Source organism: Curtobacterium sp. PhB25 (assembly GCF_004365375.1).
In the GTDB taxonomy this organism is placed as follows: Bacteria; Actinomycetota; Actinomycetes; order Actinomycetales; family Microbacteriaceae; genus Curtobacterium.
Genome location: NZ_SODR01000001.1, coordinates 462,964 through 482,385, shown reverse-complemented (window position 1 = coordinate 482,385; position 19,422 = coordinate 462,964). Strand labels below are relative to the sequence as shown.

The following is a 19,422-nucleotide window of genomic DNA, read 5'->3' as shown; positions in this document are numbered from 1 at the left end:
CTCAGCCTAGCGACAGGACGGGGACCCCCAGCAGGTCGACGGACTCCGGCGTGGCGGTCTCCCCCGCGCCGATCGCGACGACACCGGCCACCGGCAGCCGTGCGGCCACCGCGGACACCATGGCCGCGGTGTCCTCGGGCTTCCGTCCGACGTCGACGACGACCCAGACCTGGTCGGCCTCGATCCCTTCGCCGGTCGCGCGGTCGTCCCACGCGGCGACGGCGAGCACCGCGTGGCCGTCGCGCACGCCGTCGGCGCGGGCGAGGATGGCGGACCGCCGGTCGGCGGCGTCCGTCGGCCGCAGCGCGTGCCGGACGGCGAACAGCCCGGCCGCGGCGTCGACGTCGTTCGCCCGGCCGACCAGCAGGACCAGGTCACCGTCAGCAGACCGCACTGCCGGGACAGCAGACCGCGCGGCAGGCGCCGTGGACCGGGCCGCGCGCCGGCCGGGCGCGACGTCGGGGACGGTGGTCGGGCCTCCTGGCAGGGTGTCGGTGACGGCCTGGAGGCGCGGGTCGACGTCCGCAGGCCCGTCCGCTCCGGGCAGGGCGTGCGTCGGGCGCGGGGCGCTCCCCGTGATCCCGTCCGCCACGAAGCCGTCGAGCACCGACGCGAACGCGTCGGCACGCGTGGCCTGGGTGCCGTCACCGCGCGCGATGCGGGCCTCGGCCGCGTCGGCGTCGGCGAGCAGCGCCGCGATGCCGATCCGCTGGACGGGTGAGTCGGCGATCACGACGCGTGCGGTCGGGGTCTCCCCCGGTTCCGGCACCTCGACGGTGGCCTCGACGTGCGCCTTGCGGAACAGCCCGCCGATGCCCGGCGTGGTGACCCGCTCGGCGGCGACGATCCTCGCGCCCGCGCCGAACTCGGTCCGGACGGCGTCGCGGACCTCGTCGAGCGTTGCGCCGTTACGCTGCAATCGGGTCGGCGGCACGGACAACTCCCACGGTCTCGATGGTGGAGCCCGCGGCGGTGGCCTCCTGGTACGACAGCACCGGGAGCCCGTTCGACTGGGCGGCGACCATGCGGTGCACGGCCGGGCGGAGCTGCGGGGCGCAGACCAGGACGGCGGACAGGCCCTGGTCCTCGATGCTGCGCACGGCATCGCGGACGGAGCCCAGGACCTGCTCGATGCGGTGGGCGTCGAGGACGATCTGGCTGCCCTGCTCGGACGGTCGCAGGCCCTCGAGCATCGACTGCTCGAGCAGCGGGTCGATCATGATGACGCGCAGGGTGCCCTGGTCGGTGTAGCGGGCGGCGAGGGCGGGGCCGAGTGCGGCGCGGGCGGCCTCGACCAGGCCCTCGGGGTCGGTGGAGGCCTTGGCGCGCAGGGTCAGCGCCTCGCAGATCCGCCCGAGGTCGTTGATCGGCACGCGTTCGGCGAGCAGGCCCTGCAGCACGCGCTGGAGTTCGGCCATCGAGAGCATGCCCGGCACGAGTTCCTCGACCGCGGCGGGGTTGACCTGCTTGACGCCCTCGGTCAGGACCTTGACGTCCTCGCGGGTGAGCAGGCGGGCGGCGTTGTCGCCGATGACGGCCTGCAGGTGCGTGACGAGCACGGACACCCGGTCGATCACGGTGGCGCCGGTCATCTCGGCGGCGTGCCGGAGTTCGGCGGGCACCCACTTGCCGGTCAGGCCGAACACCGGCTCGACCGTCGAGGTGCCCGGCAGGCCGTCCAGGTGGTCGCCGAGCGCCAGGACGCTGCGGGCCGGGGCGGTGCCGCGGCCGGCCTCGACGCCGGCGATCCGGATGGCGTAGGTCGACGGCGGCAGGTCGATGCTGTCGCGGGTGCGGACCGGCGGCACGACGATGCCCATGTCGACAGCGATCTTGCGACGGAGGGCACGGACCCGGCCGAGCAGGTCGTCGGAGGCGCCGGACACCATGTCGACCAGGTCGGGCGCCAGCAGGATCTCGAGGGCGTGCACGCGCATCTGCTCGATGAGGTCCTCGGGGGTGTCGCCGGAAGGCGCGGCGGCCTCGAGGGCCTGCTGCTCGGCGGCGGCCGACTCGGCGTTCGCGGCGTTCCGGCCGATGCGCCACGCGGTGAACAGCAGGGTCGCACCGACGAGCAGGAAGGGCAGGATCGGCATGCCGGGGATGAACCCCATCGCGATGGCGGCGACGCCGGCGATCATCAGGGCGTTGCGCGACTGCGACAGCTGGGTGGCGGCCGAGGCCCCCATCTCGGACTCCGCGCCGGAGCGGGTGACGATCATGCCGGTGGAGACCGCCATGAGCAGGGCCGGGATCTGCGTGACGAGGCCGTCGCCGATCGTCAGGATGCCGTACTTCGACAGGGCGTCGGTGGCGGAGAGCCCGTTCTGCAGCATGCCGATCGCGATACCGCCGACCAGGTTGATGATGATGATCAGGATGCCGGCGATCGCGTCGCCCTTGACGAACTTCGAGGCGCCGTCCATCGCGCCGTAGAAGTCGGCCTCGGCGGAGACCGCGGCGCGGCGGTCCTTCGCCTGCTGGTCGGTGATGAGCCCGGCGTTCAGGTCGGCGTCGATCGCCATCTGCTTGCCGGGCATGGCGTCGAGGGTGAACCGTGCCCCGACCTCGGCGACGCGCTCGGCACCCTTCGTCACGACGACGAACTGGATGACGATGAGGATCAGGAAGATCACCGCGCCGATGATGATCGACCCGGACACGGCGACGTGGCCGAACGCCTGGATGACGTCGCCGGCGAAGCCCTCGCCGAGCACGAGCCGGGTCGACGCCACGTTCAGGCCGAGGCGGAACAGCGTCGCGACGAGCAGCAGCGACGGGAACACCGAGAAGTCGAGCGGCTTCTTCACGAACAGCGTCGTGAGCAGGATCACCAGCGCCAGCAGGATGTTGATGATGATCAGGAAGTCGAGCAGGAACGACGGCACCGGCAGGATCAGCAGCAGGATGATGCCGACGATGAACACCGGGACGACGAGCTTCGGCAGGTCCTTGCGGTTCATGCGGGGAGTCCTTCGGTCGGGGTCTCGGCGATGCGCGGTGCGCGGAGCTTGCGGGGGCGGACGTCACCGGTCAACGTGGCCGGGTCGATGACGCTCGCCACCTCGTCGGGCGTGGTCGGCCTCGGCGGTGCGTGGGTGCCGGCCGCTGCACCGCGGGCCTTCAGGGCCATCACGAACGACAGCACCCGGGCGACCGGCGTGTACAGGTCGACGGGGATCTCGTGCCCGAGCTCGCACGCGGCGTGCAGCGCTCGGGTGAGCGGGACGTCGCGCACGATCGGCACACGGTCCTCCTCCGCCCGGGCACGGATGACGTCGGCGACGGGCCCGGCGCCCTTCGCGACCACCCGCGGTGCGGCCTTGCCCGGCTCGTACTTGAGCGCGACGGCGTAGTGGGTCGGGTTCGTCATGACGACGTCAGCGGTGCCGACCGCCTGGATCATCCGGTTGCGGCTCATCGCGAGCTGGCGGGAGCGGCGCTGACCCTTGACGAGCGGGTCGCCGTCGCTCTTCTTCTGCTCGTCCTTGACCTCGCGCTTGGTCATCATGGTGCGCTTGCGGTTGCGGCGGATGACCACGAGCACGTCGATCGCGGCGAGGACGAGCCCGGCGGCGATCGCGGCGCGGAGCAGGGTGCCCGCGCCGTCCGCTGCGGCCTCGAGCACGGCGGACAACGGCATCGAGCCGCTGGTCATGAGCACGGGCATCAGGCCCTGCACGGCGAACCAGAGCACGAGGCCGACGACGGTGGTCTTCAGCAGCGCCTTCGCCCCGTTCCAGAGCGCCTGGACGCCGAACACGCGCTTGAGGCCCGCGATGGGGTCGAAGTGCGACGCCTCGGGCGCGAGCTTGCGGATGTGCACCCCGCCCTGCGCGACGGCAGCCGCGGTGACGGCGACGAGCACCACCGCGAGCATCGGGCCGAGGGTCGCGCCGACGCTGGCCATCGCGTCGCCGAACAGGTGGTTCATGGTGCCGATCGTCGGGTTCGCGATGACGGACTGCACGGCGACGAGCTGTGCCGTGCCTGCGGCTGCCGCGTTGCCGATCATCGACGGCACCATGAGGGCGACGACGGCGATGCCGATCCACGCACCGAGGTCCTGGGACCGGCCGAGCTGGCCCTTCCGGTGGACCTCCTGCATGCGCTTCTGGGTGGCCTTCTCGGACTTCTCACCACTGTCGGACACGGCGCCTCACCCCCGTCCCGTGATCGCCTGGACGGCGTCGCCGGTCAGCGACGACACCACCGAGGGCAGGGCCATGAAGAGCGCACCGGCGAACAGGACCGTCAGCCCGATCTTGATCGGGAACCCCATCTGGAACGCGTTGAGGGCCGGCGCGACGCGGGTGAGCAGACCGAGGCCGACGTCCGCCAGGAACAGCACGACCACCAGGGGCCCGGCGATCTGCAGCGTCGCCAGGAACATCTGCGACATCGCTGCCACGAGCAGGTGGGCCAGACCGTCGACCGCGAAGCTGCCGGTGAGGGGCACGGCGTCGAACGACCGCACGAGCCCACCGACGATGAGCTGGTACCCGCCCGAGGTGAACAGGAGCGCGAGCGCCGCCATCTGGAACAGCCGGGTGAACTGGGCGCCGTTGACCTGCGACTGCGGGTCGAACGCCTGCGCGAGCGTGAACCCGCCGAACAGGTCGATGAGCGCACCGGCGGACTGCACCGCGGCGAACACCAGGAACACCAGGAAGCCGAGCGACAACCCGACGACGAGCTGGGTGAGCAGCGCGAGCAGGAAGGGCCCGGTGTCGAGCGACTCGTAGCCGACCGCGACGCGGGGGGCGACCCCGATCGCCAGGCCGAGCCCGAGGATCACCTTCACGGTGCCGGGGAACGCCCGGTACGAGAACGGCGGCGCGATGACGAAGAACGCGACGAGCCGGACGCCGGCGAGCATGGTCGCCTCCAGACGGTCGGCGTTGATCGCGAGCTCCATCAGCCGCTGCCGAGCAGCTTCGGGATCATGTCGAAGGCGACGTGCGTGAACGCCACCATCTCCGAGATCATCCAGTTGCCGCAGACGACCAGGGCGATCGCGACGGCGACGGCCTTCGGCACGAACGAGAGCGTGACCTCCTGGATCTGGGTCACGGACTGGAACAGCGAGATCGCGAACCCGACGACGAGCGACGTGACGAGCACCGGAGCGGCGAGCTTGCCCGCGACCAGGAGCGCCTGGAGGACCAGGTCGATGACGGCCTGCTGGTTCATGCCTGCCCCCTAGACAACGTGGTAGCTCTCGATGAGCGACGTGATGATGAGGCCCCAGCCGTCGACCAGGACGAAGAGCAGGATCTTGAAGGGCAGCGAGATCATGACCGGCGGGAGCATCATCATGCCCATCGACATGAGTGCCGCCGAGACGACGAGGTCGATCACCAGGAACGGGATGAAGATGACGAACCCGATGATGAACGCGCTGCGGAGCTCCGAGATGATGAACGCCGGGATGACGGTCGTCATCGGCACGTCGGCCATCGACTTCGGGTTGTCGAGCCCTGCGGCGCGGGTGATCAAGGCGACGTCCTCGTCACGGGTCTGGTGCAGCATGAAGGTCCGGAGCGGCTTGGTGCCGATCTCGACGGCCTGGTTGAAGTCGAGGTGGCCGGCCAGGTAGGGCTGCAGGGCGTCGTCGTTGATGTGCCCGAGCACCGGCGCCATCACGAACAGCGACAGGAACAGCGCCAGGCCCGCGATCACCTGGTTCGGCGGGATCGACTGCAGTCCGAGCGCGTTCCGGGTCATCGCGAGGACGACGAAGATCTTCGTGAACGACGTCATCATGAGCATGAGTGCCGGGGCAACGCTGAGCAGCGTGATGCCGATGAGCGTCACGACGGCCGACGACGGGGTGCCGTCCGGGCCGTTCACGCTGACGCTGAAGTCGCCGTTCGCGGGAGCGGTCGGCGTCGCGGGGGCGGTCGGTTCGACGACGCCGGCGGCGTGGGCACCGGTCGCGGTGAGCATGAGGAAGCCGGCGACGACCGCCAGCCCGAGCAGGACGAGGGCGGCGGTGCGTCCGGTGCGGACCGCGGTCACCCGGCGCGCCGGTTCCGCAGGGCGGCGGCCGCCTGCCGCCAGGTGTCGACCGACAGGATCGAGCCCTGCAGCTGCTGCGCGGTCGGCACCGTGGTGCGCTGCGGACGACGGTTGCGCGGGCGCATCGGCAGCGGCGTCGCCGCGTCGGCCGGGAGGGCCGTGGGGGCGTCCGCCTGCAGCGCCAGTTCCTGACCGAACGCGTCGGCCGACGGGGCGGGACGCACGGGCAGCTGCACGGGTCCGGTCACGATGGTGAGCTCCGGAGCGGGCGCCTGCCCGCTCGTCAACAGGCTGACGCCCTGCTCGGAGACCCCGAGCACGAGACGCTCCCCCTCGACGTCCACCACCACGACGCTCGCCTTGCCGCCGAGGCCCTGGCGACCGACGACCTCGACGGTCGCCGCACGGCGCCCGGAGGTCTTGCCCGCGAAGCGCTTCTTGCTGGCACGGTGCAGCACCCACATGAGGGCGAGCACGACGCCGAGCGACAGCGCGACGCGGAGCGTGATGAGGAGGGTGTCCACGCGGGGCTCAGAGGGATTCGGCGACGTCGAGGATGCGGGTGATCCGGACGGCGTAGTCCTGGTCGACGACGACGACCTCGCCGTGCGCGATGAGGCGACCGTTCAGCAGGACGTCGGCGGGCGCACCCGCGCTGCGATCGAGTTCGACGACCGCACCGGGCTCCATGCCGAGCACGTCGCGGACCGACATGCGGGTGCGGCCGATCTCCACGGTCAGGGTCATCTCGACGTTGTTGATGCGGCCGAGGTTGCCGGCGGGCACCCCGACGGGGGCGGCGGCCGAGACCGTGCCGTGCTCGCGCACGCGGATGCCGAACCAGCCGCTCGGGACACCACCGGCGGTCAGCTCGAACACCACCGTGTCGGGGTCGGCCAGCAGCGCGGCCGCGGACTCGCGGCTCGCCTCGCCGAGGACCCCGACGCCGAGCACGGACGCGGCGGCCTCGAGCGACGGACGCAGCACGTCGGTGACGGCCACGATCCCGTGGTCGGTGCCGCCGGCAGCGATGACGGCCTCGAGGTCGGTGAGCACGAGGGCCAGATCGGCCGACAGGCCGCCGACGAACGACGCGACCACGGCGTCGGTCGCCGCTTCGAGCACGACCGGGGTCGCGCCTCCCGGCAGCAGCAGCGCACCCAGCGGGACGGCCGTCGGGAGCTGCGCCGCGAGCGACTCGGCCGCGGTGGTCTGGAGGGTGGTCGTTTCGGTCATCAGTGCTGCTCCGTGCTCGTGGTGGTGACGACGATGCCGGCGAGGCGCGAGCCGTTCGCGCCGACCGCGGCGGTGCCGACGGGTTCACCGTCGACCGCGATGGTGAGGGGGCGGTGCTGCGGGTGCGGCAGCGGCAGGACGTCGCCGACGGCGAGCCGGAGCACCTGCGTGGGCAGGACCGTCGCCGGGGCGAAGCGCAGGCTGACGCCGACGGGGACGCCCGCGAGCTGCGCGTCGAGCAGCGCCTGGGCGTCGGCGGGCGACACGTGCGCGGCGGCCTCGCCGAGCTGCGGCAGCACGGCCTCGGCGGGCAGCGCGAGCGTGCCGGGGGCGACGCGGTCGCCGACGCGGATCGAGAACGCCGCGACGATCATCAGGTCGCCCTTCTGGGCGGCCTGGGCGAACTGCGAGTTGAACTGGAAGCCACCAGCCGTGACGTCGTGCGCGAGCAACCCGCCGAACGAGTAGCGGAGGTCGTCGAGGGCGTCCTCGACGATCTTGCGCACGAGGGCCTGCTCGATGGGCGTGAAGGTGCGCTCCGGGGTCGGCAGCGGCTTCGACGCGCCGAGGGCGTGCGAGACCCAGGTCAGCGCGGCGTCGAGCGGGACCTGCAGGACGCCCTTCGGGACGACGTCCGCGATCGGCAGCAGCACCATGCCGGTGAGCGCGGGCAGCGAGGCGGCGTACTCGTCGTACGTCACCATCTGCACCTGCTCGCAGGTGACCTGGCTGACGGCACGCACCTTCGCGGTGAGCTGCGTGCCCCACTGCCGCGCGAAGGTCTCGAACGCGAGCTCGAGGACCCGGGCGTGCTCGCGGGCGAGCGTCGACGGGCGCGCGAAGTCGTACACCTCGGGCGCTGGCAGGGTCTCGGTCACGGGTGCGTCTATCGGTCGCCTGTGTGGCACCCGTCAGTGCTGTACCCCGTACTGGGGATGCGGGGTCTCCAGCCCCGTCGGTCGCGCGTCAGCCCTGGCGTGCTCCGTCCTGCGCCTTCGCCAGTGCCGGCATCAGCGCGCTGACGTCCTGGTCGGCGTTCGACAGGACCACGATGTCGACCCTTCGGTTCAGGGCGAGGTCCTGGTCGGTCCCGCCCTTCGCGAGCGGCCGGCTCGACCCGAAACCGACGCTCTGCACGTGGTCGCCCGGCATCCCGCCACGCTCGACGAGGTCGCGCAGCACCCCCGTCGCCCGGGCCGCGCTGAGCTCCCAGTTGGTGGCGTACGGTGCCGTCGAGTTCCGCTGGTCGGCGTGCCCTTCGACGCTGACGTCGTGGTGGCTCGTCTGCAGGACCGGGGCGATCGCGTCCATGATCGACTTCGCCTGGTCGGACAGGTCGGCGCTGTTCGTGCCGAAGTAGGTCTCACTGCCGACGAGGCGGACGATCAGGCCACGGGCGTCGACGGTGAACTGCACGTTCGCGGTCTGCCCCGCCTTCGCGAGGTTCTGCTTGATCGCCTGCTCGATCGCCGTGAGGTCGTCGAGCTCCTTCTGGGCGTCGGCGAGGTCCTGCTTCGTCGCGGTCACCGGCACGACGGTCGACGCGGGGTCGACGTTGGTGTCCTTCGTGCCGGACGACGCCGTCGAGTGGTCGGCCTGCGACTTGTCGGTGGAGTACCCGGATCCGTCCTCGACCTGGTCCTTCGTCACCACCGTGCCGCTGGCGGTGTCGACCTTCTGCGACTTCACCTCACCGAAGCCCGTCGCCAGGGAGTTCTTCAGGGCGATGTACTTCTCCTGGTCGACCGTCGACATGGCGAACAGCACCAGGAACATGCACATCAGCACCGTGATCATGTCCATGTACGAGGCCATCCAGCGCTCGTCGGGGTGCTCGGCGTCGTCGTGGCCCTTCTTCGCACGACCGCGGCCGCGCCCACGGGGGTTGGCGCTCATCGTCAGGCCGCCAGCTGCTGGTCGTCGGCGTCGGCGTCTTGCTTGTTCTTGCCGGCCTTGCTCTTCGAGGTGTCGGTGCGCGCTGCCGGCGGCACCATCGCCTTGAGGCGTTCACCGAGCAGGCGCGGCTGGCTGCCGGCCTGGACCGCGAGCAGCCCCTCCATCAGGAGCGTCTGGCGGTCCGACTCGAGCTGTGCGAGCTTCCGGAGCTTGCCGCCGATCGGCAGCCACATGAAGTTCGCGGTGAGCAGGCCCCACAGGGTCGCGACGAACGCACTCGCGATGAGGGGGCCGAGCTCGTCGGGCTTGCCGAGGTTCGCGAGCACGTGGGTCAGCGACACCACGGTGCCGATGATGCCGACCGTCGGGGCGAAGCCGCCGAGCCCCATGAAGAACGCACTCGCACTGCGCGTGGGGGCCGCGTTCGACTCGATCTCGTCCTCGAGCAGGATCCGCAGCTCGTCGCCGTCGGTGCCGTCCGCGATGTTCTGCAGCGCCTTCTTCATGAACGGGTCGTCGTGCTTGTCGGCCTCCTGCTCGAGGGCGAGCAGACCGTTCGAGCGAGCCGTCTCCGCCAGGCCCACGACGTCGTCGATGACCGACTGCGGCGGCGTGACCTTGCCGGTGAACGCCTTCGGGACGGCCTTGAAGCTCGCGATGGCGTCCTTCAGCGTGGTGCTCGCGATGCCGCAGCCGATGGTGGCACCGAACACGAGCAGCATCGGCGCGGGCAGGAACAGCCCGGCGAGCTCGACGTGCTCCATCTCGACCATGCCGAACAGGGCGCCGAAGGCGAGCAGGATCCCGATGATCGTCGCGATGTCCACGTCAGCGTCCCCCGTCCTGCGTGCGGAGGGGTGCGACCGCGGTGAGCGTCGGCTGGGGGCCGGTGGCGTTCCGCGTGTTCGGCAGGTCGGTGCCGTAGGCCATGCCGACGATGCGGGCGCGGTACGCGGCGATCAGGTCGATGACGTCGGCCATGGACTCGCGGACGATGTACTTCGCCCCGTCGACCATGATGAGCGTCGTGTCCGGCGTCTCGTGGATGCGCTCCACGAGGTCGGGGTTGACAGCGAATGCGCTGCCGTTGAGTCGTGTGACGACGATCATGGCCCGTCCTGGTTCTCGATCGTCCCGCCGCCGTCCGTGGGGCAGGATGCTGCCCGTCCGTGGGCCTGCACGGAGGTCTATCGGCGGGCGGGGCCGGGGCGTTAGCGACGATCCGGCGGTGGCTCCGCGGATCCGCCGGGAACCGGTGCATCCGATCGGCCCTCACGGCCGGTAGTGGGGGTACGACGTCGATGACGACGCCGTCCGCTCCGGCCCGGACCGGCCCGAAGGAGAACGCCATGCGCAAGACACTCGTCACCGGCCTGAGCGCCGGTGTGCTGTTCGCCGCCGCCGCGGTCGTACTGCCCGCGACCGCCGCCACCGCCGCCACCGGTGAGGCGACACTCTCGGTCCTCCACGCCGTCCCGGACGTCACCGTGGACGTCTACCTCGACGGGAAGCGGGCGATCGACGACTTCACACCCGGCACCCTCGCCGGTCCGATGATGGTGCCGGCAGGTGCACACCAGCTCGCCATCACCGCCTCGGACGCCGCCGACGCCTCGAAACCGATCATCGGACCGGCGGACGTCTCGTTCGACGCGGGCGGCAACTACACCGCCGTCGCACACGACGCGGCGGACGGTTCACCGACCGCCACGGTGTTCACCAACGACACCTCCGCCGTGCCCGCCGGCCACGGGCGTCTCGTCGTCCGGCACGTCGCGGCCGCACCCGCGGTCGACGTCCTCGCCGGCGGGAAGGCCGTCGTCACGAACCTGTCGAACCCGGACGAGCAGGCACTGGAACTCCCGGCCGGCACGGTCTCGGCGAGCGTTGCCGCGACCGGGACGACCGACCCCGTGATCGGCCCGGCAGACGTCGCGGTCACAGCCGGCGCCGACACCATCGTGTACGCGTGGGGCAGCCTGGACGACTCGAACCTCGCGCTCGCCACGCAGACGATCTCGGACCTCGGTGGCACGCCGAACGGCGTCCCCGCCGGCAACGCGGGTCTGGTGGCCACGAACGGTCAGGCCGCTCTGCCGCTCGTCGGTGGTGCAGCAGCAGCCCTGGCCGCAGCTGCCGCGATCGGTGCCGTGCTGCTCCGTCGACGCACCGCAGCGGCCCGCCGCTGAACGTGCGGTCCCCAGTGCGGTCCGTCACGGTGACGGCCATCGTCGTCGCCGTGGCGGTCGCATCCCTGACCGGGTGCTCGTCGGCCGGACACGCCCCCGACGGGCAGCCGCCCGCCCTGCCGACGAGCACCCCCACTCCGGTCCCGACGGCGTTCTCGACCGCGGTGCCGCAGCAGGCAGCCACCATCCCCCCGGTCCGGCGCGCACCGGCTCCGACCGGCATCGTCGTCGACCACGACGGCATCAGCGCCCCCGTCCAGCCCGAGGGCGTCGACGGCAGCGGGGCGATGGGCCTCCCGCCCGACCCCGCGACCGCCGGGTGGTACCGGTTCGGCCCAGCGCCGTCGTCACCGGAGGGCACCGTCGTGATCGCCGCCCACGTCGACGCCGTCGGGTACGGCATCGGACCCTTCGCCCGGCTCCGGGACGTCCCCCGCGGGACGACGGTCACCCTCACCGACGCTGCCGGTGCCGACACCCGGTGGCGGATCGACTCCGTCAGCACGCTCGAGAAGCAGGGCCTCCCCTGGGGCGAGGTGTTCCGCGACGACGGACCGCGCCGACTCGTCCTGGTCACGTGCGGCGGCCGGTTCGACACGAGCACCGGACACTACGAGAGCAACCTCGTCGTCACCGCGGCACCGATCTGACCGTGGCGACCGACGGCCGCTTACGATCAGGTCGTGGTCGACGACGACCGCACCAGCGACAGGAAGACGTGACGACCATCCTCCCGGACGACGGCGAACTCTCGGACGCGTTCAGCGCCGGGGGCGAGCACGCCCTGCGCGCCGTCTACGAACGCTGGTCGTCGCTCGTGTACTCCTTGGCCCTGCGGGCGCTGTCGGACCCGGCAGCCGCGGAGGACGTCACGCAGCAGGTCTTCGTGAAGGCCTGGCAGCGGAGCGCCAGCTACGACCCTGCCAGGGCTCCGCTCGGCGCCTGGCTGGTCGGCATCACCCGCAACTGCATCGTCGACGCCCTGAACGATCGCCGTCGGCACGCCAGCGCAGCCGACCCCGAAGTCGTCGAAGCGACGACGCCCGCACCGGAACCGGCGTTCGACCTGGCGGAGCGCGCACTGGTCGCGGGCGAGCTCGACCGACTCGACGAGACACCGAGACGAGTGATGCGACTGGCGTTCTACGACGACCTCAGCCATCGTGAGATCGCCGAACGGCTCGACCTGCCGCTGGGCACCGTGAAGAGCCACATCCACCGGAGTCTGGCTCGGCTCCGAACACGTCTGGAGGTGATCGAATGAAGCACGTCGACGACGAGACCCTGGCGATGCTCGCGGTCTCCGACCAGGTGGCTGAGGACGACGTCGCCGAACACCTGGCGTCGTGCGCCCGGTGCCGCGACGAGGTCGCCGTGCTGCAGCGGGTCGCCGCCGTCACGCGGGCGTCCGACGACCTCGAGCTCATCGCGCCGCCGGACCACGTGTGGGACCGGATCGCGACCGAGATCGCGCAGACGCCGCAGCAGGTGACCGCCCCCGTCGACCCGCGGCCCCACGTCGTGTCCCGTCGACCCCGGTCGGCCACGCGTCGTCGTCTCGTGACGGTCCTCATCGCGGGTGCCGGCGTCCTCGCGGTCGTCCTGGGCATCGGCGTGGCGTCCGGCGTCGTCCCCGGGTTGCCCCGTGGCGACACCGAGACCGTCCTCGCGAACACCGAACTCGCGGCGCTCCCCGGCTGGTCCGGCACGTCCGGTACCGCCGAACTCGAACGCGACCGGGACGGGCGGGTGACGCTCGTGGTCGACCTGCACGGTGAACGCGGTCGATCCGGTACCGGTCCGCTCCGCGAGGTCTGGATGATGCGGTCCGACCTCGCCGGCCTGGTGAGCGTCGGCTACCTGGACGGCGACCGCGGCACCTTCACCGTGCCCGCCGACCTGGACACCGCGCGGTTCCCCGTGGTCGACGTCTCCGCCGAAGCGGACGACGGCGACCCGGCGCACTCCGGCGACTCGATCGTGCGCGGGACGCTGACCGATCCCTGAGCGTCTTCGTCCCCCGAATTCTCAGCTGTGACGTATTCGAGACCTCGGGACGGGCAACGGGTGTCGTTCTCCAGTCGTTTTATCTCATGAGCGTGTTACGTTGGCGCCATGTCCGACACCACCACCGTCGTCTCGCCGGCCACCCCGGCATCCGCCGCCCCGCTCCGCGAGGTCGGTGCCCTCATCCGGGGCGCCCGCAAGGGCCGCAGCATGACCCAGGCGCAGCTCGCCGAACGCGTCGGCACCAGCCAGAGCGCGATCAACCGCATCGAACAGGGCGGGCAGAACCTGTCCCTCGAGATGCTCACCCGCATCAGCGACGCCCTCGACCAGCAGATCGTCTCGATCGGCGGCGCCCCGCAGCGTGCCCACCTGCGCGTGCAGGGCGGGCGGAAGCTCAGCGGGTCCATCGCCGTCAACTCGAGCAAGAACGCCGCCGTCGCGCTGCTCTGCGCCTCGCTGCTCAACCGCGGCGTCACCCGCCTGCACAAGGTCGCCCGGATCGTCGAGGTCGACCGGATCATCGACGTGCTCCGCAGCCTCGGCGCGAGCGTCACGTGGTCCGAGGACGGCGAGACCCTCGAGATCGTCGCACCGTCCGACCTGCACCTCGACGCGATCGACGCCGACGCCGCCCGCCGCACCCGCAGCGTCCTGATGTTCCTCGGTCCGCTCAGCGGCCGGTACGAGTCCTTCCGACTCCCCTACGCCGGCGGCTGCGACCTCGGCACCCGCACGGTCGAACCGCACCTCATCGCGCTGCGCCCCTTCGGCGTCGACGTCGAGGCGACCTCCGGCTGGTACGAGGTCGGCGTCGCGAACCAGGACGTCCCCGCGAAGTCCGTCGTCCTCACCGAGCGCGGCGACACCGTCACCGAGAACGCGATCCTCGCCGCGGCCGCCCGCGACGGCGAGACCGTCATCCGCAACGCCAGCCCCAACTACATGGTGCAGGACCTCTGCTTCTTCCTCGAGCTGCTCGGGGTGCAGGTCGAGGGCATCGGCACGACGACGCTCCGCATCACCGGCAAGAGCCGCATCGACGAGGTCGTGGACTACTGGCCGAGCGAGGACCCGGTCGAGGCCATGAGTCTGCTGACCGCCGGCATCGTCACCGACTCCACGCTCACCGTCACCCGGGCGCCGATCGAGTTCCTCGAGATCGAGCTCGCGACCCTGGCCGAGATGGGCCTGCGGTTCGACGTCACCGACGAGTACCCGGCAGCGAACGGCCGCACCCGCCTGGTCGACATCACCGTGCACCCGTCCGAGCTGCACGCCCCGATCGACAAGATCCACGCGATGCCGTTCCCCGGGCTGAACATCGACAACCTGCCGTTCTTCGTGGTCATCGCCGCGATGGCCGAGGGCACCACGCTCGTGCACGACTGGGTGTACGAGGGCCGGGCGATCCACCTGCTCGACCTGACCCGTCTCGGCGCGAGCGTCACCCTGCGCGACCCGCACCGCCTCGACGTCACCGGTCCGACGCACTTCTCCGGTGCCGAGATCAGCTGCCCGCCGGCGCTCCGCCCCGCGGTGGTCATCCTGCTGGCGATGCTCGCGGCGAAGGGCGAGAGCGTCCTGCGCAACGTGGGCATCATCGCCCGCGGCTACGAGCAGCTGCAGGAACGGCTGAACTCCCTCGGCGCGTCCATCGAGACGTTCCACGACTGAGGCGACCGCCTGCCCGCGTGACCCGACGGCCCGTCCCCGCAAGTGGGGACGGGCCGTCACCCGTTCTGCGCGGATCGACCCGTGCCTCCAGGCTGATGCGCAGGAGCGCTCCACCACCCATCCAGGCGACCGGTGCTGGATGGGGTGATGGCCACGAGATCGCTCTTGACCGTCCCCCTGTCCATCACCGTCGCGGCCGCCGCGGCGGCCTGGTTCGTCCTCGGCCCCGCCGCCGCGCTGGCGTTCGTCGCGCTCGCGCTCCTCGAGATCGCGATGGCCGCCGACTCGTCGGTGCCGATGGCCGGCATCGCGGGACGGCTGCACTCCCCCGCCCGGCGCCTGTTCCTGTCGCTCGGGATCGTCGCAGGCGTCCTCGCGATGCGGCTGCTCCTGCCGCCGGCTGCCGTCGCGGTCGGCGACGCGACCGACCCCGCGAGCTCCGTGCAGGAAGCCGTCTTCGCCCCCGGCTCGTTCTCGGCGCACCTCGCCGAGGTGCGCCCCGCCCTCGCCGCCTTCGGCGCCGCCTTCATCTGGCTCGTGTTCGCCGAGTACCTGTTCAACACCGACCGTGCGTCGCGCAGGTCCTGGCTGGGCCGCCTGGAGGCCCGGCTCGCCGCCGTCGCGCGTCCTCGCGTCTGGTCCCTGGTCACCGCTGCGACGGGGGTCGCCGTCACGGCCGTCCTCGTCGGCGTCGACCGCGCGTGGTCGCCGGGAGCCCTGCTGCCGGTCGTGCTCGGCGGCGCCGCGGGCATCGTCGCGTACCTCGGGTCGAAGCGCGTCGCCGCCTGGGCGATCGACGGGGTCGGCTCGGACACCGCGTCGATCGGGGTCGGGCGGGGTGCCTGGCGGATCCACGCCTACGCGTCGACCGTCGTGTTCGAGCGGGGGCTCGTGGTGTTCATGCTGTTCGAGATCCTGGACGGCGTGTACAGCCTGTCCGGGTCCGGGACCCTCGGCGCCGACGGCCTCGGAGCGCTCGAACAGGCGGCGGTCGCGGTGGCGGCGATCGGCGTCGGTGCCGTGTTCCTGGCGCGGTTGACCTCGCGGTTGGACGAGGCCGCGGGGCTGAAGCGGCTGCGGTACCTGAAGGCCGGGGCGGCGTACGTGCTCGGGGTGCTCGCGGTGCTGCTGTGGGCGAGCCTGCTCGTGCCGATCCCGGGGGCCGTCGTCGCCTGGTTCGGCAGCGTGGTGATCGGTTCGGCGCTCGCGAGCTCGTTGCCGTGGCGGGCGTGGTGGCGGCGGGTGGCGCGGCGCCCGCACCCAGTCTGATCGCGCGTCTGGAAGGATCCACCGGTGATCGGCGTTGACTTGCGGGTCGGACGACGATCGGAGTGCACGTGCTGGGTCCTGAACTGGTGGTCGTCCTCGGCCTCGCCATCGCACTGACGGCGGGGATCGCGGACCGGATCCGGGTGGCCCCTCCGGTGCTGCTGCTCGTCTTCGGCGCTGCGCTGGCCTTCGTGCCGGAGTTCGCGGACGTCGAGCTGCCGGCCGACGCCGTCCTGCTGTTGTTCCTGCCGGCGCTCCTGTACTGGGAGAGCCTGACGACGTCGCTCCGCGAGATCCGGAAGAACCTGCGCGGCATCGTCCTGATGGGCACCCTGCTCGTCGTCGCCACGGCGGGCGCCGTCGCCGTCCTGCTCCACCTGCTCGGCATGCCGTGGGGTCCGGCCTGGGTGCTCGGCGCCGCCGTGGCCCCGACCGACGCGACCGCGGTCGGGGTGCTCACGAAGATGCTGCCGCGCCGGAACGTCACCGTGCTGCGGGCGGAGAGCCTGGTGAACGACGGCACGACCCTCGTCGTGTACGGCATCGCGGTCGCCGTCACGGTGGGCACGCAGGAACTCACGTTCTGGGGCGTCTCGGGGATGCTCGTCCTGTCGTACCTCGGTGGGGTCGCCGCGGGGCTCGCCGCGGCGTGGGTCGGCACGCTCGTGCTGCGCCGGGTCGACACCGTGGTGCTCGAGAACCTCGTCACGCTCCTCGTGCCGTTCGGTGCGTTCCTGGCTGCCGAGGCGATCGGCGCCTCCGGTGTGCTCGCCGTGGTGGCGGCCGGCATCGTCGTCAGCCAGGTCGGGCCGAAGCTCGACCGCGCCGAGACCCGGCAGCAGGTCCGCGCCTTCTGGTCGTTCCTGACGTTCCTGCTCAACGGTGCACTGTTCGTCCTGGTCGGCATCGAGGCGATGGTCGCGGCCCGGGCGCTGACGCCGTCCGAGCTGCTCCGCGCCGTCGGCGTCGTCCTGGCCGTCGCGGTCGTGCTCGTCGTGGTCCGGTTCGCGTTCCTCAACGCCGCGGGCGGCACCGTCTGGCTCGTCACCCGTCGCACGGGAGGCGCGCCCCGCGAGGGCCACCGCGACCGGCTCGTGAGCGGCTTCGCCGGGTTCCGCGGCGCGGTCTCGCTGGCGATGGCCGTCGCCGTCCCCCGCGTTCTGGAGTCCGGAGCGGACTTCCCGGACCGCGACCTCATCGTCTTCGTCACGGCGGGCGTGGTCGTCGTCACCATCGTCGGTCAGGCACTCGTGCTGCCGGCGGTCCTGCGGCGGGCTGCGCTGCCCGAGGACGAGTCGGTCGGTGAGGAACGTCGCTACGCCGAGCGGACCGCGATCGAGGAGGCCCTCGACGCCCTGCCGCGGTTGGCACGGTCGACCGGAGCCGACCAGGCCACCGTCGACCGGGTGCGCAAGGACTACGAGGCGCACCTGGACGTCATCCAGGCGCGCGAGGAGGACGACGACGAGCACCCGGCGGTGCAGCGGCACGACACCGCCGTCGCGCTCGAGCTCGCCCTGGTGCAGCACAAGGCCGCGACCCTGCTGCGGCTCCGTGACTCGGACGAGATCGACGACCTGGTGCTCCGCCAGGTCCGCGCCGGCTACGACGCGGAAGAGGCGCGACTCGACGGCATCACCCCCGCCTGACCTCCGCCGCCCGACGGCGCGCTCGATCAGCGCTCCCGGACGTCCGCCCGCGGGAGCACGACGACCGCGATGACGGCGCTGGCCACGAGGAAAACGGTCGCGATCGTGAGCGCCGTGTCCGTGCGGGCGACCACCGCCGCCGCGTCCGGCCCGGCGGTAGCGGTCGTGGCGACGGCGACGAGGACGGCCAGCCCGAGCGAGCTGCCGAGTTGGTGCGCGGTGTTGACCAAGCCGGAGGCGGCGCCCGCATCCGACGCCGTGGCGCCGTGGATGCCGAAGCTCGTCAGCGGTGCGAACACCAGACCTTGCCCGCCACCGATCAGGACCATCGGCAGCGCGACACCGGTGGTGAAGGAGGAGTCGACGTGCACCTGGGCGAGCCACCACATCCCGATCGCGGTGAGGACCGCACCTGCCACGAGCACCCAGGCCGCCGGGACGCGACGGAGCAACCGGGGCACCGAGACGGCGACCGCGAAGTTCACGACGCTCATCGGCAGGAAGCCGAGCCCGGCCTGCAGTGGCGTCCACCCGAACACCTCCTGCAGGAACTGCGTCGTGAAGAAGAAGAAGCCCATCATCGCGCCGAGGTACAGGAAGCGGATCGCGTAGGCGCTCGACCGGATCGGGCTGCGGAAGAGCCGCAGCGGCATGATCGGCTGCTCCGCACGCCACTCGTTCACCACGAGGAGCGCGAGCAGCACCAGCCCGACGATGACCGCCGTCAGGGTGACCGGCGACGCCCACCCCCGTGTCGAGGACTCGATGACCCCGAAGATCAGCGCGCCCACGCCGATGGTCGCGGTGAGGGCGCCGACGACGTCGAACCGGCCGGGAGCGCGACGAGTCTCGACCAGGTACCGCACCCCGAGCACGATCATCACGGCACCGATGGGCAGGTTCAGGAAGAAGCCGGCGCGCCAGGAGACGAGGTCGGCGGTCACCCCGCCGACGACCATGCCGAGGCTCGCGCCGATCCCCGCGACCGCCGAGTACAGCGCGACTGCTCGCGAACGCTCGTCACGGTCCGTGAACGTGCTCGTGATCAGCGACAACGACGTCGGAGCGAGGATCGCGGATCCGATGCCCTGCGCAGCGCGTGCGGCGATCATCCACCAGCCGGTGGGCGACGCCCCGACGAGGCCGGAGGCGACCGTGAAGACGACCAGCCCGATGATGAACATGCGGCGCCGGCCGACGATGTCCCCGGCGCGCGCCCCGAGCAGCAGGGCGCCGCCGAAGGTGAGCGTGTACGCGTCCTGGACCCAGGTGAGCTGGGTCTGGGTGAAGTGCATCTCGCGCTGGATGGTCGGCAGCCCGGTGAAGACGATCGAGTTGTCGAGGATCAGCATGAAGTAGCTGATCAGGATGATCACGAGGATCGCGGTCGTGTGGACGACGGTCCGGTTCGTGCCGGTCGCGGGCTGCAGGGTGTCAGTGGTCACCGGACGATGCAATCGCCGATCCGACCGCGCTGA

The 19,422-nt window shown here is 71.7% G+C and carries 20 protein-coding genes; 7 read left to right on the top strand and 13 right to left on the bottom strand.

Features of this window, described 5'->3' with window-relative positions; all coding sequences use genetic code 11:
* Position 1: 1 nt before the first annotated feature.
* The 12 genes from EDF51_RS02210 to EDF51_RS02155 all read right to left on the bottom strand — a co-directional run bounded on the left by EDF51_RS02210 (position 2) and on the right by EDF51_RS02155 (position 10,263).
* Positions 2-934 (bottom strand): hypothetical protein, encoded by a 933-nt coding sequence (locus EDF51_RS02210; RefSeq protein WP_134193747.1) that lies wholly within the window; start codon positions 932-934, stop codon positions 2-4.
* The gene (locus EDF51_RS02205; RefSeq protein ID WP_123938084.1) at positions 909-2,963 is read right to left on the bottom strand and encodes a flagellar biosynthesis protein FlhA; all 2,055 of its coding nucleotides are present in this window, start codon (positions 2,961-2,963) and stop codon (positions 909-911) included. The genes EDF51_RS02210 and EDF51_RS02205 overlap by 26 nt, the downstream gene beginning before the upstream one ends.
* On the bottom strand, positions 2,960-4,153 hold the full coding sequence (locus tag EDF51_RS02200) for an EscU/YscU/HrcU family type III secretion system export apparatus switch protein (protein ID WP_134193745.1): 1,194 nt from the start codon (positions 4,151-4,153) through the stop codon (positions 2,960-2,962). Before EDF51_RS02200 ends, EDF51_RS02205 begins: the two co-directional genes overlap by 4 nt.
* Before the next feature lie 6 nt (positions 4,154-4,159).
* The gene (locus EDF51_RS02195; protein ID WP_123339580.1) at positions 4,160-4,918 is read right to left on the bottom strand and encodes a flagellar biosynthetic protein FliR; all 759 of its coding nucleotides are present in this window, start codon (positions 4,916-4,918) and stop codon (positions 4,160-4,162) included.
* Positions 4,918-5,193 (bottom strand): flagellar biosynthesis protein FliQ, encoded by a 276-nt coding sequence (fliQ, locus tag EDF51_RS02190; protein ID WP_111084131.1) that lies wholly within the window; start codon positions 5,191-5,193, stop codon positions 4,918-4,920. The genes EDF51_RS02195 and fliQ overlap by 1 nt, the downstream gene beginning before the upstream one ends.
* Positions 5,194-5,202: 9 nt before the next feature.
* Positions 5,203-5,949 (bottom strand): flagellar type III secretion system pore protein FliP, encoded by a 747-nt coding sequence (gene fliP, locus EDF51_RS02185; protein ID WP_228505755.1) that lies wholly within the window; start codon positions 5,947-5,949, stop codon positions 5,203-5,205.
* A gap of 68 nt (positions 5,950-6,017) precedes the next feature.
* A complete protein-coding gene (locus EDF51_RS02180) occupies positions 6,018-6,545 on the bottom strand; it encodes a flagellar biosynthetic protein FliO (protein WP_134193743.1) in 528 nt (175 codons plus the stop codon).
* Between the two features lie 7 nt (positions 6,546-6,552).
* Positions 6,553-7,257 (bottom strand): flagellar motor switch protein FliN, encoded by a 705-nt coding sequence (gene fliN / locus EDF51_RS02175; RefSeq protein WP_123292757.1) that lies wholly within the window; start codon positions 7,255-7,257, stop codon positions 6,553-6,555.
* The gene (locus EDF51_RS02170) at positions 7,257-8,135 is read right to left on the bottom strand and encodes a flagellar motor switch protein FliM (protein ID WP_123292756.1); all 879 of its coding nucleotides are present in this window, start codon (positions 8,133-8,135) and stop codon (positions 7,257-7,259) included. Before EDF51_RS02170 ends, fliN begins: the two co-directional genes overlap by 1 nt.
* 88 nt (positions 8,136-8,223) lie before the next feature.
* Positions 8,224-9,153, bottom strand: a complete 930-nt coding sequence (locus tag EDF51_RS02165; RefSeq protein WP_131920252.1) for a flagellar motor protein MotB — start codon at positions 9,151-9,153, stop codon at positions 8,224-8,226.
* Positions 9,154-9,155: 2 nt separating this feature from the next.
* Entirely contained in the window at positions 9,156-9,980 is an 825-nt protein-coding gene (locus EDF51_RS02160) for a MotA/TolQ/ExbB proton channel family protein (RefSeq protein ID WP_123339575.1), read from the bottom strand.
* 1 nt (position 9,981) lies between these two features.
* Positions 9,982-10,263 carry a flagellar FlbD family protein gene (locus EDF51_RS02155; protein ID WP_111084138.1) on the bottom strand — a complete coding sequence of 94 codons (282 nt, stop codon included), beginning with the start codon at positions 10,261-10,263 and terminating at the stop codon, positions 9,982-9,984.
* A gap of 239 nt (positions 10,264-10,502) precedes the next feature.
* Between EDF51_RS02155 and EDF51_RS02150 the strand changes: the two genes are divergently transcribed.
* The 7 genes from EDF51_RS02150 (at position 10,503) to EDF51_RS02120 (ending at position 17,944) form a co-directional block, all read left to right on the top strand.
* A complete protein-coding gene (locus tag EDF51_RS02150; protein ID WP_131846857.1) occupies positions 10,503-11,342 on the top strand; it encodes a DUF4397 domain-containing protein in 840 nt (279 codons plus the stop codon).
* 29 nt (positions 11,343-11,371) lie between these two features.
* Positions 11,372-11,992: a class F sortase gene (locus EDF51_RS02145; protein ID WP_131846858.1), complete on the top strand. Its 621-nt coding sequence runs from the start codon at positions 11,372-11,374 to the stop codon at positions 11,990-11,992.
* Positions 11,993-12,060: 68 nt separating this feature from the next.
* Complete coding sequence (locus EDF51_RS02140; protein WP_131846859.1) at positions 12,061-12,606, top strand: sigma-70 family RNA polymerase sigma factor; 546 nt, start codon at positions 12,061-12,063, stop codon at positions 12,604-12,606.
* Positions 12,603-13,349, top strand: a complete 747-nt coding sequence (locus EDF51_RS02135; RefSeq protein WP_134193741.1) for an anti-sigma factor — start codon at positions 12,603-12,605, stop codon at positions 13,347-13,349. The genes EDF51_RS02140 and EDF51_RS02135 overlap by 4 nt, the downstream gene beginning before the upstream one ends.
* 108 nt (positions 13,350-13,457) lie before the next feature.
* A complete protein-coding gene (locus tag EDF51_RS02130; protein ID WP_173168527.1) occupies positions 13,458-15,026 on the top strand; it encodes a UDP-N-acetylglucosamine 1-carboxyvinyltransferase in 1,569 nt (522 codons plus the stop codon).
* A gap of 147 nt (positions 15,027-15,173) precedes the next feature.
* Complete coding sequence (locus EDF51_RS02125; protein ID WP_134193739.1) at positions 15,174-16,295, top strand: DUF475 domain-containing protein; 1,122 nt, start codon at positions 15,174-15,176, stop codon at positions 16,293-16,295.
* 68 nt (positions 16,296-16,363) lie between these two features.
* Positions 16,364-17,944 carry a Na+/H+ antiporter gene (locus EDF51_RS02120; protein ID WP_131846864.1) on the top strand — a complete coding sequence of 527 codons (1,581 nt, stop codon included), beginning with the start codon at positions 16,364-16,366 and terminating at the stop codon, positions 17,942-17,944.
* A gap of 26 nt (positions 17,945-17,970) precedes the next feature.
* Here the strand turns inward: EDF51_RS02120 and EDF51_RS02115 are convergent, their stop codons facing one another.
* On the bottom strand, positions 17,971-19,389 hold the full coding sequence (locus EDF51_RS02115; protein WP_243650097.1) for an MFS transporter: 1,419 nt from the start codon (positions 19,387-19,389) through the stop codon (positions 17,971-17,973).
* Positions 19,390-19,422 lie beyond the last annotated feature (33 nt).